We start from the raw sequence: 14,818 nt of genomic DNA, 5'->3' as shown, positions 1-14,818 counted from the left end.
CGCTTCTCGGGGGTACGTTCGCGCCGTCGCTTACCGCCCATCTCTCGCCGCACCACCCAGAACACGCCTGCCAAGAACGCGGCCGCCACCGTGAGTGGCGGCGCGAGGGCCGCCAGGTCCTTCCACATCCAACCCACGCCTTCCGTTCCGGTCGGGTTAAACGGACGCCTGCCCCGAACGCTGTGCTCTTGGACCTGCATCCTCACCATGAAATTGTCTCCCAGCACCTCGCCGGGAGGTGCACCGCCCCCTTTCGGGCCCGACGTCCGCGAACATCTGGGCCGCACGGTGGCGCGGGATTGGTCGAGTCCGGCCCCGAGCCGACTGATCAACGTACGGGCCCGCCATCGGCGTTCCCGCAGCGTCTGAGGCTTCGAGCGCCCGTACGACGCCGGCGGCAGCTCGTTCAGTAAACGGGCGTCTCTCCGTTTTAGCGACACCTCCGGCATCGCGAATAACAGCCGCGAAGCATCCCTTAAGCCCCACGGTGCATGGGAATGCGCCGCGCGGACCACCGCCGCGGAGTCCGCGATCCCCTGTGAGCAAGGGCTTCCGGGGAATCCGGCCGCCCCGGCGATCGGGCGATCATAAGTCCCGGGGCATGGCAGGATCCAATGCGGTTGGGTCGGACGATCGAGAGACGGCGGCGACGACGTGATGTTCTACGCGGACCTTCATATCCATTCGAAGTACTCCCGCGCCTGCAGCAAGGACTGTGACCTTGAACACTTGGCCTGGTGGGCCGGACGCAAAGGCGTATCGGTCGTGGGCACCGGGGATTTCACGCATCCGGCGTGGATGGAGGAGCTGCGGCAGAACCTCGTTCCCGCCGAACCGGGCCTGTTCCGGCTGCGGCCCGAGCTGGAGCGGCGGGTGGCCCGTACCCTACCGCCCGCCTGCCGGGCGCCGGTGCGCTTTCTGCTCTCCGTCGAGATCTCAACCATCTACAAAAAGGGTGAACGCACACGGAAGGTGCATCACCTTCTTTATGCGCCCACGTTCGAGGCGGCCGAGCGCATCACCGCCGCGCTGTCCCGCATCGGCAACCTGACCTCGGACGGACGGCCCATCCTCGGCCTCGACTCCCGCCACCTCCTGGAGATCACGCTGCAGAGCGACCCGGGGTCGTACCTCATCCCGGCGCACGTGTGGACGCCGTGGTTCTCCGCCCTGGGGTCGAAGTCCGGGTTCGACGCCGTCGCCGACTGCTACGACGACCTCGCGGACCACATCTTCGCGGTCGAGACCGGCCTGTCCTCCGATCCCCTGATGAACTGGCGCGTCGGCTCCCTGGACCGGTACCGCCTCGTCAGCAATTCGGACGCGCACTCCCCGCCCGCGCTGGCCCGGGAGGCGTCGGCCTTCTCGACGGACCTGGACTACTACGCCCTGCGCGCCGCGCTGGAGACCGGCGAGGGGTACGCCGGCAGCGTCGAGTTCTTCCCCGAGGAGGGCAAGTACCACCTCGACGGGCACCGCAAGTGCGGCGTGCGCCTGGAGCCGGAGGAGACCAAGGCGCAGGACGGACGCTGCCCCTCCTGCGGCCGCCCGCTCACCGTCGGCGTGCTGTACCGCGTCGACGAACTCGCCGACCACCCCGAGGGACGGCGGCCCGAGGGAGCGGCGGACTTCCGCAACCTCGTCCCGCTGCCGGAGATCGTCAGCGAGATCCGCGGAGTCGGGCCGCGGTCCAAGTCCGTGCTCGGCCACATCGCCGAGCTGGTGGCGACGCTCGGCCCGGAGCTGGCGATCCTCGACGAGGTGCCGCTCGACGACGTACGCCGGGCGGGCGGCGAGCTGCTGGCCGAGGCGATCGCCCGGCTGCGCCGGGGCGAGGTGATCCGCGATGCGGGCTACGACGGCGAGTACGGCGTGATCCGGCTCTTCGAGACGGGCGAGCTGCGCCGGGAGGGGAAGCGCGCCGTCGGCCTCCTGGGCGCATCCGACGACTCGGGCCTGTTCGACCTGCCCGAGCCGTCCACCGCCCCCGCCACGGCCGTACGGAACCCGGCGCCCGCGGTCCGCGAACCCGGCCTGTTCCACGTGCCGGGCGCCGACGACCGCCCGTCCCCGCTCGAGAGCGCCGCCCCACAGCCCTCAGAAGCCGCTGAAGAGGTCGAGAAGGTCATCCCCGACGAAATACCGATCGAGGGCCAGCAGGACATCCTGGAGGCCGTCGAGGCCGTCGAGGCCGTCGAGGAGTCGCCCCCGGACGACGCCGTGGTCCCTCGGGAGCCGGACCGGTCGGCGCCGGGCGGCCCTACAGCTTCCCAGGAGCCGGACGGGTCGGTGCTGGACGGGCTGGACCCCGACCAGCGGGCGGCGGCCGCGCATCCCGGCGGGCCCCTGCTGATCATCGCCGGGCCCGGCACCGGCAAGACCCGTACGCTCACGCACCGCATCGCCCACCTCGTCGGCGAGCGCGGCGTCCCGCCCGAGCGGTGCCTGGCGATCACCTTCACCCGCCGGGCGGCCGAGGAGATGCGCGAGCGCCTCGACGCGCTCCTGCCCGGCCGCGCCCGCCGGCTCACCGTGACGACCTTCCACGGTCTGGGCGCGCTGATCCTGCGCGAGCAGCACGTCCGCGCCGGGCTTCCCGACGGATTCCGGATCGCCGACGAGACCGATCGGCTCGACGTGGCGCGTGAGATGACCGGCTCGGACAAAGAGGCGCGGCGGCTGCTCGCCGGGTTCGACCGGCCGGAGAGCGGGACCGGGCGGGAGGAGTCCGAGTCCCGCAGCTCGTTCGAGAAGCGGCTGCGCGAACGCGGCCTCGCCGACTTCACCGACCTCCTCCGCCTGCCCGTGCGCCTCCTGGGCGAGGACGCCGAACTCGCCGAGACCTACCGCGACCGCTGGCCGTGGATCAGCGTCGACGAGTACCAGGACGTCGACGAGACGCAGTACGCCCTGCTGCGCCTGCTGACCCGGCCCGGCGGCGGGCCGGGTCGAGCCGACGGCGAATCGGCCCCGGCCGACCGCGGAACGAACCCGGCGGCCCTCGGCTCCCCGGCGGACGGCGGAACCAACCCGGCGGCCCTCGGCTCCGCCCCGGCGGACGGTGGAGCGGACCGGGTGGACGGCGGAGCGGACCCGGTGGACGGCGGGTTGACCGCGATCGGCGACCCGGACCAGGCCATCTACTCCTTCCGCGGCGCGGACGTCGGCTTCTTCCTGCGCTTCCAGGAGGACTTCGCCGGTGCGACGACGGTCCAGCTCACCCGCAACTACCGGTCGGCGCCGGCGATCGTCGACGGGGCCGTACGCGCGATCGCCGCCACCAGCCTCGTGCCCGACCGGAAGCTCCTCCCCCAGCGCTCCGGCGACCGGCTCATCCAGGTGCACGAGACCGCCGACGCGCAGGCCGAGGCCGACCACGTCGTCGGCACGATCGACCGGTTGCTCGGTGGTTCGTCCTTCCACTCGATGGACTCCGGGCGCTCCGACGGTCACCACGTCGACCACCTGGACTTCTCCGACATCGCCGTGCTGTACCGGACCGACGCCCAGTCCGAGGCGGTGATGGAGGCGCTGACGCGGGCGGGCATGCCGTACCAGAAGCGCTCGCACGACCGGCTGCTGGGCCGACCCGGCGTACGGGACCTCGCGCACGAGCTCCGCCACCACGGCGGGCCGCTGCGCGACCGGCTCCGGGCCGCGACCGGCGTGCTCGCCGAGGTGCACGACGAGGCGGTGCTGCGGTCGGCGGCCGAACTGATGACGCCGCTCGCCGACCGCCACGGCGACGACCTGGAGGCGTTCCTGAGCGAGCTGGCGCTGGGCGCCGAGGTCGACGCGTACGATCCGCGCGCGGACCGGATCGCGCTGCTGACCCTGCACGCGGCCAAGGGACTGGAGTTCCCGGCCGTGTTCGTCATCGGCTGTGAGGACGGGCTGCTGCCGCTGCGGCTGCCGGACAGCGACGAGGCGGAGGAGCGCCGGTTGTTCTTCGTCGGCATGACGCGGGCGCAGACGCACCTGTACCTGTCGTCCACGCGCCGCCGGGAGCCCTCGCCGTTCCTGCGCGCGATCCCGGCCGAGCTGGTGACCCGCCCCGAGGCGGCCCGCCGCCGCCCGAAGGATCGGCAGCTACGACTGCTCTGACTCCGGCTCGTCGATGAGATCGGGCTCGCCGGGCTCCTCTTCCACGGGGCCCGGCGCGGGTTCCGCCGCACCCGGCGGGGGCGGCCGGACGTCGATCACGAGCGTGCCGGCCAGGCGGTCGTGCAGGGCCTGGCGGTACGACCCCTCGAACACCAGGCCGTTCTCGACGAGCCAGAAGATCCCGGCGAGGACGTTCAGGATCGGCACGGGACGCGCGGCGGGCGGTAGCGCGTAGATCGCCGCCCGGATGAGTGCCTGCACGACGGTCGGCCGCTGCCCCGTCACCGAGACGACCCGCAGTCCCGTGAGGCGCTTGCCGACCGTGCGGCCCCAGACCGCCAGCTGCACCACCTCGTACAGGAAGAAGACCACCGCGAAGGCGATGGGCGCGACGACGCGCTGCGCGGTCTCCCGGGGGAACAGCTCGGTCGCGCCCAGGCCGATGGGCACGCCCACGATGAGGATGTCGATGATCCGGGCGACCAGCCGCTGGGACGGCTCCGCGACCGCGCCGGCGCCGTCCTCGGTCACTCTTCCGCGAACTCTCGGTCGTCGACCACCACGGTGGCCGCCAGCCGGTCGTGCAGCGCCTGATGCAGGGGCTGGTCCCAGATCGCCCAGAGGTACGCCATCACCGTGCCCACTCCGCAGCCGAAGAGATAGACGACGTTGTTGACCGCCGCGCGGGCCGCGGCGCGGCCCGGGGTCAGGGGCTCGCCGGTCTCGGTGAGCACCCGCAGCCGCAGCACCCGCTTGCCGAGCGTCTGCCCCCAGAACGCGAGCTGCACCGCCTCGTACCCGAACGGCAGGATCCCCAGGACGAGGATCCAGCCGAAGACCGCCGTGCCGGACCAGATGCCGCCGCCGTTCTTCACGTGGCTGCCCGGCTCGTTCAGCCCCACCGCCGCGATCATGAAGGGGAGGATGAGCGCGAACCCGACCACCCCGAGCAGGCCCGCGTCGAGCAGGCGGGCGGCGGCCCGCCGCGCGATCGGCGCGAGGAGCAGCTCCGCGGGCGGCTCCGAGTCCCCGTGCACGCCGTCGTCCCCGTACGCGCCCTGGTTCCCGTAGGCGCCGCTGTCCCCGTAGGCGCCCTGGCCGCCGTACGCGCCCTGGCTCCCGTACGTGCCGTCGTCCCCGTAGGCGCCCTGGCCTCCGTAGGCGCCGTGGTCCTCGTAGCTGCCACGGTCCCCGTAGGACCTGTCGTCGCCGTACGCCCCGCGATGCTCCGGGTACCCCGCCGACCGGCCGTGCGACGGGTAAGGCTCGCTCATTGACCACCTTCCAGGTGCAGCAGCATCCGCGTGTTGCCCAGGGTGTTCGGCTTGACCCGCTCGAGGTCGAGGAACTCGGCCACGCCGTCGTCGTAGCTGCGCAGCAGCTCCTCGTACACCTCCGGCGAGACCGGCGTGCCCTTGAGCGGCTCGAACCCGTGCCGGGCGAAGAACTCCACCTCGAAGGTCAGGCAGAACACGCGGCGCACCCCGAGCTCGCGCGCGGTGTCGAGCAGCCGCGCGACGATCCGGTGCCCCACGCCATGCCCACGCCGGGACGGATCTACGGCCACCGAACGAACCTCGGCCAGATCCTCCCACATGACGTGCAGCGCGCCACAGCCCACGACCTCGCCGCTCGACCGGTCCTCCGCGACCCAGAACTCCTGGACGTCCTCGAAGAGGGTGACGGTCGTCTTCTCCAGCAGGCGGCCCGGCCCGGAATACAGGTCGATGAGCCGCCGGATCGCCCGGACGTCGGTGACGCGGGCACGGCGGGTCGCTATATCCACAATCAGGGGACCCTAGTCGGTAGGGCCCACTGGTCAGATCAGCTGCCGCCGTGCCGCCCAGACGACGGCCTCGATGGGGGTGTTCACGTCGAGTCGGTCACAGATCGATCGCAGCCTCCTCCGCAAGGTGCGCGCGCTGAGTTCGAGTTTCCGCGCCGCCACATCTGCTGTGACGCCTGTGGCGATCTGCGCGAGCAAGCGGAGCTCATCCTCGCTCAGACGCGGATCGTCGGTGCCACGGCGGGTGAGTGTGGCCTGTTCCACTCCGTCCTCCCTCGTCCCGGGTGATGGCTGCGGGGATGCGGCGATCGCCGCATGGGCACGGGTAGGCCGGAGCGCACTTGACCGGAGTTGGCCGCCCGTTCGCATGGGGATGCGCGACGCGGGAACTCCAGGTAACGATTCATACGTTGGAGAGTTGAGCGGGAACGTCGCCTCGGGTGAGCGAGGAAACGTCCCGGCGATGCTGCCGGGACCAACTTCGGCGTGTCCGGATGAGGTCATGTGTGCGCCCTCGCCCCCATCCTTTCGCGCAGCGATCCGGCAAGATCGTGAATCGTTTCAAGCTGCGCTCCGCTCCGGAACGCTAAGCGGCCGTCTTCACACCGTCAAGGGTTGGCATGTTACGCCGCGTACAGCCATGTATTCGTTCCGCTACATAACACATCGGCCACAGTTGTTCACCCTCGTCGACCTGCGAAAATCGCACTCACCGGGAAGGTGGAAGCGTTGACGCGCATCAGCATCCGAGATGTGGCGATCCATGCGGGAGTCTCGGTGGGCACAGTTTCGAATGTCCTAAATCGGCCAAATCTCGTGGCCGAAGCGACCCGTGAACGCGTCCAGGCGTCCATCGGCGAGCTCGGCTTCGTCCGGAACGAGACCGCGCGACAGCTCCGGCAGGGCCGCGGTCACGTCCTCGGGGTGGTTCTCCCGAGCATGACCAACCCGCATTTCACGGAGGTCGGCCGGGCCGCCGAGGCGGCGATGAACGCCGACGGGTTCGACGCGCTGTGGTGTACGAGCGACGGCTCCCGCGAGAAGGAGCAGCGCTGTCTCGACTTCCTGGAGGAGCAGAACGTCTCGGGGGTGCTGATCAGCCCGCTCGACCTCGGTGAGGAACGCGTCGCCGAACTCCACGGCCGCGGCCTCGCCGTCGTGCTGCTCGACCGGATCGGCGTCCGGGCCTGCTCCGTGGCGGCGGATCACCGCGCGGGCGGCGCACTGGCCGCCCGCCACCTGCTGACCCGGCGGCACCGCCGGCTCGCGATCGTGACCGGCCCGCTGTCCGCCAGACCGGTCCGGGAGCGTCACCACGGCGCCGCACGGGCGGCGCTGGACGCCGGGCTGAGCCGGCACGACGTGACGACGTTCGAGCAGGCGGAGATGACCGCCGCGGCCGGCCAGGCGGCGGCGGTGCGGCTGCTCGGCCTCGACCCCCTGCCGACCGGTGTCTTCTGCGGCAACGACCTGCTCGCGATCGGACTGGTCAACGAACTCGTACGGGCCGGTGTGAAGGTGCCCACGGAGATCAGCGTGGTCGGCTACGACGACATCGACCTGGCCGCCACGGCCGTCGTGCCGCTGACGACCGTGCGCCAGCCGCGCGTCGACCTCGGCCGTACCGCGACCGAGCTGGCGCTCGCGGAGACCGGCGACCCGGAGCACCACGACCACCGGCAGGTCGTCCTGTCCCCCGAGCTCGTCGTCCGTGAGTCCGCCTGAGCGCACGCCGAGGACCTCCGTCCCCCGAGGGGAAGGAGGTCCCGGGACGAACGGTCGTCAGGCCGTGGCGGCGGCGGTGGCGGCCTCCATGTGGCCGATGGCCAGGCCGGTGCCGGCGTCGAAGAAGTGCAGGCGGCTGGTGTCGATCGACAGGTCGAGGTCCTGGCCGGGCCGCACGCGCGAGCGGGGGTTGACGCGGGCGGTCCACAGCGCCTTGTTCTCGGCGAGCGGGATGGCCGCGTCGTCCTCGTCGGCGTCGTGGGCGAGGTCGGCGGTGTCCTTGTGCTCGACCGGCGGCGCGTCGATCGTGAAGATCACGTTGATCTCGCTGCCGAGCTCCTCGGTGACGTCCGCGTGCACCCGGATCGTCGGCCACTCGTTGGGGCTGTTACCGGCGTCCTCGAAGTCGGACGGCCGGACGCCGAGGATGACCTCCCGGCCGAAGTAGTCGTCCAGGCCGGGGCGGCCCGCCAGGACCGACTCCGGCACGGGCAGCTTGTACCCGGCGAAGGCCACGGCCGGGCCGTCGTCGCGGACGAGCTCGGCGGTGACGAAGTTCATGGCCGGGGAGCCGATGAACCCGGCGACGAACAGGTTGACCGGGTTGTCGAAGAGGTTCTGCGGGGTGTCGACCTGCTGCAGCTTGCCCTCGCGCAGCACGCAGACGCGGTCGCCGAGGGTCATGGCCTCGATCTGGTCGTGCGTGACGTACACCGTGGTGACGCCGAGCCGGTCGTGCAGCTGGTTGAGGGAGGCGCGCATGGACACGCGGAGCTTGGCGTCCAGGTTCGACAGCGGCTCGTCCATCAGGAACGCCTGCGGCTCGCGGACGATCGCCCGGCCCATCGCGACACGCTGCCGCTGACCACCGGACAGGGCGGCCGGCTTGCGCTTGAGGAACTGGTCGAGGCCGAGCATCTTGGCGGCCTCGTTGACCCGCTTCTTGATCTCCGGCTTCGGCGTACCGCGCAGCTGCAGGCCGAACGCGAGGTTCTGCTCGACCGTCATGTGCGGGTAGAGCGCGTAGTTCTGGAAGACCATCGCGATGTCGCGGTCCTTGGGGGCCAGGTTGTTGACCACCCGGTCACCGATCGAGATCTCGCCGTCGCTGATGTCCTCCAGGCCGGCGATCATCCGCAGGGCGGTCGACTTACCGCAGCCGGACGGGCCGACGAGCACCATGAACTCCCCGTCCTGGATCTCCAGGTTGAGGTCGTCCACCGCCTTCACTTCGTTCGTGTAGGCCTTGACCACATGGCTAAGGACGATCTTCGCCATAGGGGAATCCTCCGAGCATCGACCGGTAAAAGTGTCCACAACCATAGCCAGTGTTCGCATATATGAACAAGACCTGAACAGGACTAAGCTGTCCCCTGGCTCCGGCGTGGTCGCCGGGCCGCGCGTAAGCGCAGGCCAGGTGCTCGGGAGAGGCCGTATGGACGCATCCGAAAGGACCGCGCCGGGCGTCAAGTCCGCGACGCGGACCGTCGCGCTGCTCGACTTCTTCGCCCGTCAGGGCGGCATGTACAGCCTGACCCAGATCCAGCAGGAGCTCGGCTATCCCAAGAGCAGCCTGTACGCCCTGCTGCGGACCCTCGTCCAGCTCGGCTGGGTCGAGACCGACCCCACGGGGACGCTCTACCGCATCGGCATGCGGGCCCTGCTCGTCGGCGCGTCCTACATCGACGGCGACCCCGTCGTCGGCATGGCCCACGAGACGCTCGACTGGCTCGCGGAGGTCACCGGCGAGACCGTGCACTTCGGCCGCCTCGACGACCACGACGTCGTGTACCTCTCCTCCCGGCCGTCCCGGCACAACCTGCGGCCCGTCATCCGGGTCGGCCGGCGCGTGCCGACGCACAGCACCTCACTCGGCAAGGCGCTGCTGGCCGACCACCCCGATCCGGTCTTCCCCGCGGACCTCGAGCGTCAGACCGAGCGCACGATCACCGACCGCGACGATCTCCGCGTCGAGCTCCGCCGGATCCGCCAACGCGGCCACGCCGTCGACCGCGAGGAGAACACCCCGGGCGTCTGCTGCTTCGGCGTCGCCCTGCGACTCCAGCGGCCCGCGCGCGACGCGATCAGCGTGTCGATCCCCGCGATCCGCCTCGACGACGTCCGCGAACGCGAGATCTCGGCGCTGCTGCTGCAGGCCCGCGAACGCATCGAGTACGCCGCGTACCACCTGATCCATCCCTGACCGCGTCCACCGCCCCGGACCTACGTACACCTACCTACGCGGTTCAGGTAGTCAACCGGGTATTTTCCCCAATTCGGTAGCGCCGGACACGATGCATGCTGGTGAATGAGAACGACTAGTACCACCAGTGAGAGGGGATGAACCCGCGATGTGTCAGCACCGTCCGCCGTGCCCACCGGCGGATGCCCCCGACCACGACGCTGCACGCCTCGTCGCCTACCACGCCGAACAGGGCTGGGGACTCCTCTGCAACGGTGTCATCGTCTTCGAGGACACCGGCGAGCTGCTCCCCGACGGCCGCAGCGTCCCCGACCACCGAGGGCTCCTCGTACGAGCCGCCTAGACCTTCATCCTGCGGATCACAGTAAGAGGCCTGCGACGGACCCCGCAGGGTCCGGTGCGGCCACCCCCGCGTCAGACGCCCCCGCTGACACCCCGGGATCCCCTGAGTGAACGCCGGGGCGGGCATGCCCACCGTGTCGGCCCTGGCGTTCATTACCGCTACCGCCGCCGATCGCGCGTGGTGGTGCGCATGGACTTGGTGATCGCCTTCCAGCGATCGGCACGCTCCTTCCGCAGCCGCGCGTCGGCGCGGGAGGCCGCCCAGGCGTTCTCCCGCTGAAGTCTGCGGTAGCCGTCCAGTCGCCGCCGGTCCAGCGCGCCCTCGGCGATCGCGGCCAGCACCGCGCAGCCGGGCTCCGACTCATGGCCGCAGTCACCGAACCGGCACTCCCGCGCCAGTTCCTCGACGTCCGCGAACGTCCGCCGCAGCCCCTCTTCCGCGTCGAGCAGCCCGACGCCGCGCAGTCCGGGAGTGTCGATGAGCACCGCGCCGTTCGGCAGCCGGACCATCTGGCGGCGGACCGTGGTGTGCCGTCCCTTGTTGTCCTGCGCCCGTACGGCGCCGGTCTCCAGGACCGCGGCCCCGAGCAGCGCGTTGCCGAGCGTCGACTTGCCCGCCCCGGAGGGGCCCAGCAGGACCACCGTGCCCGTGAGCACGGCCTGGAGCGCGTCGATGCCCTCGCCGGTGACGGCACTGGTGGGGACGACCTCCACGCCGGGCGCCGACCGCCGTACCTCGGCCACCGTCCACGCCAGGTCGGCCGACTCGTCGATCTTCGTCAGGACGACGACCGGGAGCGCGCCGCCCTCCCAGGCGAGCGCCAACAGCCGCTCGACGCGACCCGGCTTGACGTCCACGGCGGCGGAGACCACCACGGCCGCGACGTCGACATTGGCGGCCAGCGCCTGACCGTGCGAGGACCGCGACACCGCCGAACGGACGATCACGCCGCGCCGCGGCAGCAGAGCCGCCAGCTCCGGATCACGCCCGGGCCGCAGCGCCGCCCAGTCCCCGGTGCACGGCAGCTCCACCGGATCGGCCGACCGCACCAGCGACGTCCCGGCCCGTACGGCGCCGTGCTCGGTGACGACGTCGCACCGCCCCCGGTCGACGCCGATGACGCGGCCGGGCACCAGCCCCTTCGCGCGGTACGCGGTGAAGGATCGCTCGCGCTCATCGTCCCAGCCATAGCCGGCCAGGTCGTGCCCGGAGGAAGAGTCGTGCCCGGAGGAAGAAGAGTGTGACAACGTGAACCCCTTGAGAGAGGGGGTCCCGGCGAAAGCGGCTCACAGGACGGCGAGCCGCGCGGAAGGAAAGGTCAGCCGAGGACCCCGGACGTGAGGACGGACCGAGTACTGCGCATGGCAGCGACCATTGAGACGGTCATCGACCTCACCCCTTCATCGGCTCTCGCTCGCGTACGCCGTCGGGCCGACCATAACACCCGACTCGAGCGGCGAGCATCTGAATTAATCCCGCTCGTAACACTCGACGTGTTCTCGACACGTAGGGGGTGTTCCCCTCCCCCTGAGTGAAGGAGAGACGAGTGCGACCTCGGCATTCCGGCCACCGGGCTTTCGATGGATGACCGCAAGGCCAGATTCGAGGAGATGTACGCCGCGATGTACGGCCCGATCCTGGGATACGCGTTGCGGCGCTGTTCCTCCCCGGAGGACGCGGCCGACGTCGTCGCGGAGACCTTCACCGTCGCCTGGCGGCGGTTCGACGAGGTACCCGCCGGCGAGAAGGCGCGGCTCTGGCTGTACGGCGTCGCGCGCCGGGTCCTGGCCAACCAGCGGCGTGGGGAGTCCCGGCGGCGGCTGCGGACCACGTCGCTCCAGGACGAGATCGCCGCGGTCGTCGCGGATCCTTCCGACGCGCCGGCCATCCGCCGGGCGTTCGGGGACCTGTCCGACGACGACCGGGAGCTGCTCGGTCTCGTCGCCTGGGAAGGCCTCGACCACTCCGGCCTCGCCGCCGTCCTCCGCTGTTCGAAGGGCGCCGCGCGGGTCCGGCTCCACCGGGCCCGCAAACGCTTCTCCCGAGCGCTCCACGCGGCGGGAATCGAGCTGAAGCCCCTGACCATGAACCAGGCAGCCCTGAGCGCGAACGGGGATCCCTGACTTGACGTCCTTCCCCGTCTATCGGCGGGGGATTCCAACCCAATTCCTACCCGGAGGTGAGAACAGGTTGAGGTTCGCGGTTCATAGCCCCGCCCAGCGGCTGGAGGGCTCCCCGCGCTGTCACCGTCCGCCCGACGGCGATGTCTCTGATGTTCTTGGCCGCGTTCACATCCGCATGATCGACATGCCCACAGGCGCGACAACGAAAAACCGCTTGGCTCTCACGGCTCTCCGCAGCCCGATACCCACAGGCATGACAGATCTGAGACGTGTACGCAGGATTGACCTTCTCCACCCGGCCCGGCGCCTTCTGCTCCAGGCGGGTTACCAGCAGACCCCACCCGGCCGCGTGGATCAAGCGGTTGAGTCCGGCCTTGGCCCGCACATTCGTGCCCGGCGCGTTGGGAGTGCCGCGCGCGGACCGCACCATGTTTCGGATCTTCAAATCCTCGACCCGGATGACGTCGTAGCGGCGGGCCAAGGCGGTGGAGGTCTGCTCCACCCAGTCCTTACGCCGGTCGGTCTCACGCGCCTTCAACCGGCCGATCGCCATCTTCACCCGCGCCCGCCGGTTCGACCCCGGCTCCGCGCGTGCCAACCGGCGCTGCAACCGTCGCAGACGGTTCGTTTCCGTGTTGCGCAGGCCGGGCGCCGACAGTCGCTCGCCGGTGGAAAGGGCGGCCGAGACGGCCACACCACGGTCGATACCGACGACCTGCCCGGTACCGGGCCCGTCGACCGATGGCGGGATCACGGCGAACGCCGCGTGCCAGCGCCCCGCCCGATCTCGCCTCACCCGAAAGGACTTCGCCTCGTCGGTGACCTCGCGGGACCAACGGAACCGGACCCAGCCCACCTTCGGGATCCACACCTGTCCCGTCTTGCGGGACAGGCGGCGTACGTCCCAGTGGCAGCCGCGTTTGCCGACGATCCGGAACCCCTCATGCTTACCTGCTTTACGCCAGGTGGGCCGCCGGTGCGTCCCGGCGAAGAAGTTCGCCATGGCCTGGGCGAAGTCCCGCAACGCCTGTTGCTGCACCGTCTGAGAGCCCGCCGCCAGCCAGGAGAACTCTTTCCTGGCTTCGGTCAGTTGGCGGGACTGCTCCGTGTAGCCCGGCGCGCTTCTCCGCCCCGGTCGCCAGTGCTGGTGTTGTTCGACCGCGAGATTCCACACATATCGGGCGTGCGAGCAGTGTTCCAGCAGCGCCTGCTCTTGAGCGGGCGTGGGCGTAAGCCGGAACCGCATGCCCGCACCCTAACCACCACCACCGACAATCCGAGGAGGGAGCGGCGTTTTCTTCCCGGCGTGACGGCCGGGGTCTCCACGCCGCGCGACGAATGAAGCCTCATCCCACCGACGACCTGGTCCGTACGATCGCCCACGTCCGCGACGATTCCCTGGCCGGGTTCGAGGACCGGTCGGCCGCCCGGGAGCTGCTGGCCGATGTCACGGCCCTGGACGTGACACGGAACAAGCCCCGGGTCCGCCGCCGTCCGGTGATCAGAGCGGCCGTGGCCTGCGGCGTGGCCGCCACGGTCGCCGCCGGCGCCATCGTGCTCACCCGCGGCGGCTCCGGCCCCGCCGGACCGTCGACCATCCAGGCGTCCGAGGTCGCGCAGGTGACGAGCCTGGTCGCCGCGGCGGCCCGGAAGCAGCCCGACCTGCACCCGCGCGACGACCAGTTCATCCACGTGAAGTCGGTCGAGGTGACCGTAGGGGCCGACGTCTTCGACAAGAACGGCCACTACACGCACGAGAAACTGCCGCGCACGAATCGCGAGCTGTGGCTGTCGGTCGACGGGCACCGCACCGGTCTCCTGAGGGAGAGTCCCTGCCCGCCCGGCCGAAGCTGCGACGATCCGCTGCGGGCGTACCACCAGGCAGGTGCCCCGGCGCCGGGCAGCACCGCGGCACTCCGGTCGCTGCCGACGGATCCGGCCGAGCTGCTGAAGGCCATCGACACGATGGACTCCGGCGCGCCTCGGCCCGAGCTGCGGTGGAAGAGAATTCAGGGCCTGATCATGGAGCAGTACCTTCCGCCGAAGCTCCGGGCCGCGATCTTCGAGGTCCTCGGCGACCTGCCCGGCGCGGCGATCGACCGCACGGCCACCGACGCCGTCGGGCGAGCGGGCATCGCCATCTCCGTGCCCGACGGCATCGGTGGACACCACCAGATGATCTTCGATCGGCGGACCTACCAGTACCTCGGGACCCGGAGCATCGCCGGCCCGCCCGCCGGCGGAAAGCTCGTCAGCCCGTACCCGGGAGCGACGCCCTACCGGCTGCCCAAGGTCGGCTTCAGGCCTGCGGCGGGCACCGTCACGTACGCCGCCGCACTCCTTTCGGTGGACGTCGCGGACCACCCACCCGCCCACTGACCCCGCCGGATCGGCCAAGCCATCGGCTCGGCCGTTCCGAGTCTTCGTCGAACAGCCTCGTAGCCGCTCCACAGCGGCAGGAAAAGGATTTTCGTGAAGAAACGACCGACCGTGCTCGCGACCGCCCTGGCGGCGGCCCTTGTCTCAGCGGGCCC

General features: G+C 70.7%; 13 protein-coding genes. 6 read left to right on the top strand and 7 right to left on the bottom strand.

Features of this window, described 5'->3' with window-relative positions; genetic code table 11:
- Positions 1-654: 654 nt before the first annotated feature.
- Positions 655-4,104, top strand: a complete 3,450-nt coding sequence (locus ABD978_RS10075) for a UvrD-helicase domain-containing protein (RefSeq protein WP_345352012.1) — start codon at positions 655-657, stop codon at positions 4,102-4,104.
- Here ABD978_RS10075 and ABD978_RS10070 read toward each other — a convergent pair.
- From ABD978_RS10070 to ABD978_RS10055, 4 genes are read right to left on the bottom strand one after another with little or no spacing between them, the layout of a single operon-like run.
- On the bottom strand, positions 4,090-4,635 hold the full coding sequence (locus ABD978_RS10070; protein ID WP_345352009.1) for an RDD family protein: 546 nt from the start codon (positions 4,633-4,635) through the stop codon (positions 4,090-4,092). The genes ABD978_RS10075 and ABD978_RS10070 overlap by 15 nt on opposite strands.
- Entirely contained in the window at positions 4,632-5,378 is a 747-nt protein-coding gene (locus ABD978_RS10065; RefSeq protein WP_345352006.1) for an RDD family protein, read from the bottom strand. The genes ABD978_RS10070 and ABD978_RS10065 overlap by 4 nt, the downstream gene beginning before the upstream one ends.
- Positions 5,375-5,890 carry an amino-acid N-acetyltransferase gene (locus tag ABD978_RS10060; protein ID WP_345352003.1) on the bottom strand — a complete coding sequence of 172 codons (516 nt, stop codon included), beginning with the start codon at positions 5,888-5,890 and terminating at the stop codon, positions 5,375-5,377. Before ABD978_RS10060 ends, ABD978_RS10065 begins: the two co-directional genes overlap by 4 nt.
- Before the next feature lie 33 nt (positions 5,891-5,923).
- Complete coding sequence (locus ABD978_RS10055) at positions 5,924-6,154, bottom strand: transcriptional regulator (RefSeq protein ID WP_345352000.1); 231 nt, start codon at positions 6,152-6,154, stop codon at positions 5,924-5,926.
- Positions 6,155-6,610: 456 nt separating this feature from the next.
- Here ABD978_RS10055 and ABD978_RS10050 point away from each other — a divergent pair, with 456 nt between their 5' ends.
- Positions 6,611-7,615, top strand: a complete 1,005-nt coding sequence (locus tag ABD978_RS10050) for a LacI family DNA-binding transcriptional regulator (RefSeq protein ID WP_345351997.1) — start codon at positions 6,611-6,613, stop codon at positions 7,613-7,615.
- A 57-nt stretch (positions 7,616-7,672) separates the two neighbouring features.
- Here ABD978_RS10050 and ABD978_RS10045 read toward each other — a convergent pair whose 3' ends face one another.
- Positions 7,673-8,893, bottom strand: coding sequence for an ABC transporter ATP-binding protein (locus ABD978_RS10045; RefSeq protein WP_345351994.1), 1,221 nt, complete (start codon positions 8,891-8,893; stop codon positions 7,673-7,675).
- Positions 8,894-9,050: 157 nt separating this feature from the next.
- On the opposite strand from ABD978_RS10045, the gene ABD978_RS10040 reads away from it, so the two are divergent.
- Complete coding sequence (locus tag ABD978_RS10040; RefSeq protein WP_345351991.1) at positions 9,051-9,818, top strand: IclR family transcriptional regulator; 768 nt, start codon at positions 9,051-9,053, stop codon at positions 9,816-9,818.
- Positions 9,819-9,966: 148 nt separating this feature from the next.
- On the top strand, positions 9,967-10,161 hold the full coding sequence (locus ABD978_RS10035) for a DUF5999 family protein (RefSeq protein WP_345351988.1): 195 nt from the start codon (positions 9,967-9,969) through the stop codon (positions 10,159-10,161).
- Positions 10,162-10,319: 158 nt separating this feature from the next.
- Here the strand turns inward: ABD978_RS10035 and rsgA are convergent, their stop codons facing one another.
- Entirely contained in the window at positions 10,320-11,408 is a 1,089-nt protein-coding gene (gene rsgA, locus ABD978_RS10030; protein ID WP_345351985.1) for a ribosome small subunit-dependent GTPase A, read from the bottom strand.
- A gap of 333 nt (positions 11,409-11,741) precedes the next feature.
- Here rsgA and ABD978_RS10025 point away from each other — a divergent pair, with 333 nt between their 5' ends.
- Positions 11,742-12,284, top strand: coding sequence for an RNA polymerase sigma factor (locus tag ABD978_RS10025; protein WP_345351982.1), 543 nt, complete (start codon positions 11,742-11,744; stop codon positions 12,282-12,284).
- 46 nt (positions 12,285-12,330) lie between these two features.
- Here ABD978_RS10025 and ABD978_RS10020 read toward each other — a convergent pair whose 3' ends face one another.
- Positions 12,331-13,530: an RNA-guided endonuclease InsQ/TnpB family protein gene (locus ABD978_RS10020; RefSeq protein ID WP_345351979.1), complete on the bottom strand. Its 1,200-nt coding sequence runs from the start codon at positions 13,528-13,530 to the stop codon at positions 12,331-12,333.
- A 92-nt stretch (positions 13,531-13,622) separates the two neighbouring features.
- Here ABD978_RS10020 and ABD978_RS10015 point away from each other — a divergent pair, with 92 nt between their 5' ends.
- Positions 13,623-14,663: a CU044_5270 family protein gene (locus ABD978_RS10015; protein ID WP_345351976.1), complete on the top strand. Its 1,041-nt coding sequence runs from the start codon at positions 13,623-13,625 to the stop codon at positions 14,661-14,663.
- Positions 14,664-14,818 lie beyond the last annotated feature (155 nt).

The sequence above is a fragment of the Actinoallomurus liliacearum genome (genome assembly GCF_039542035.1).
GTDB lineage: Bacteria > Actinomycetota > Actinomycetes > Streptosporangiales > Streptosporangiaceae > Actinoallomurus > Actinoallomurus liliacearum.
The sequence above is the reverse complement of the archived record's forward strand: the minus strand, read 5'-3'. Positions and strand labels throughout refer to the sequence as shown.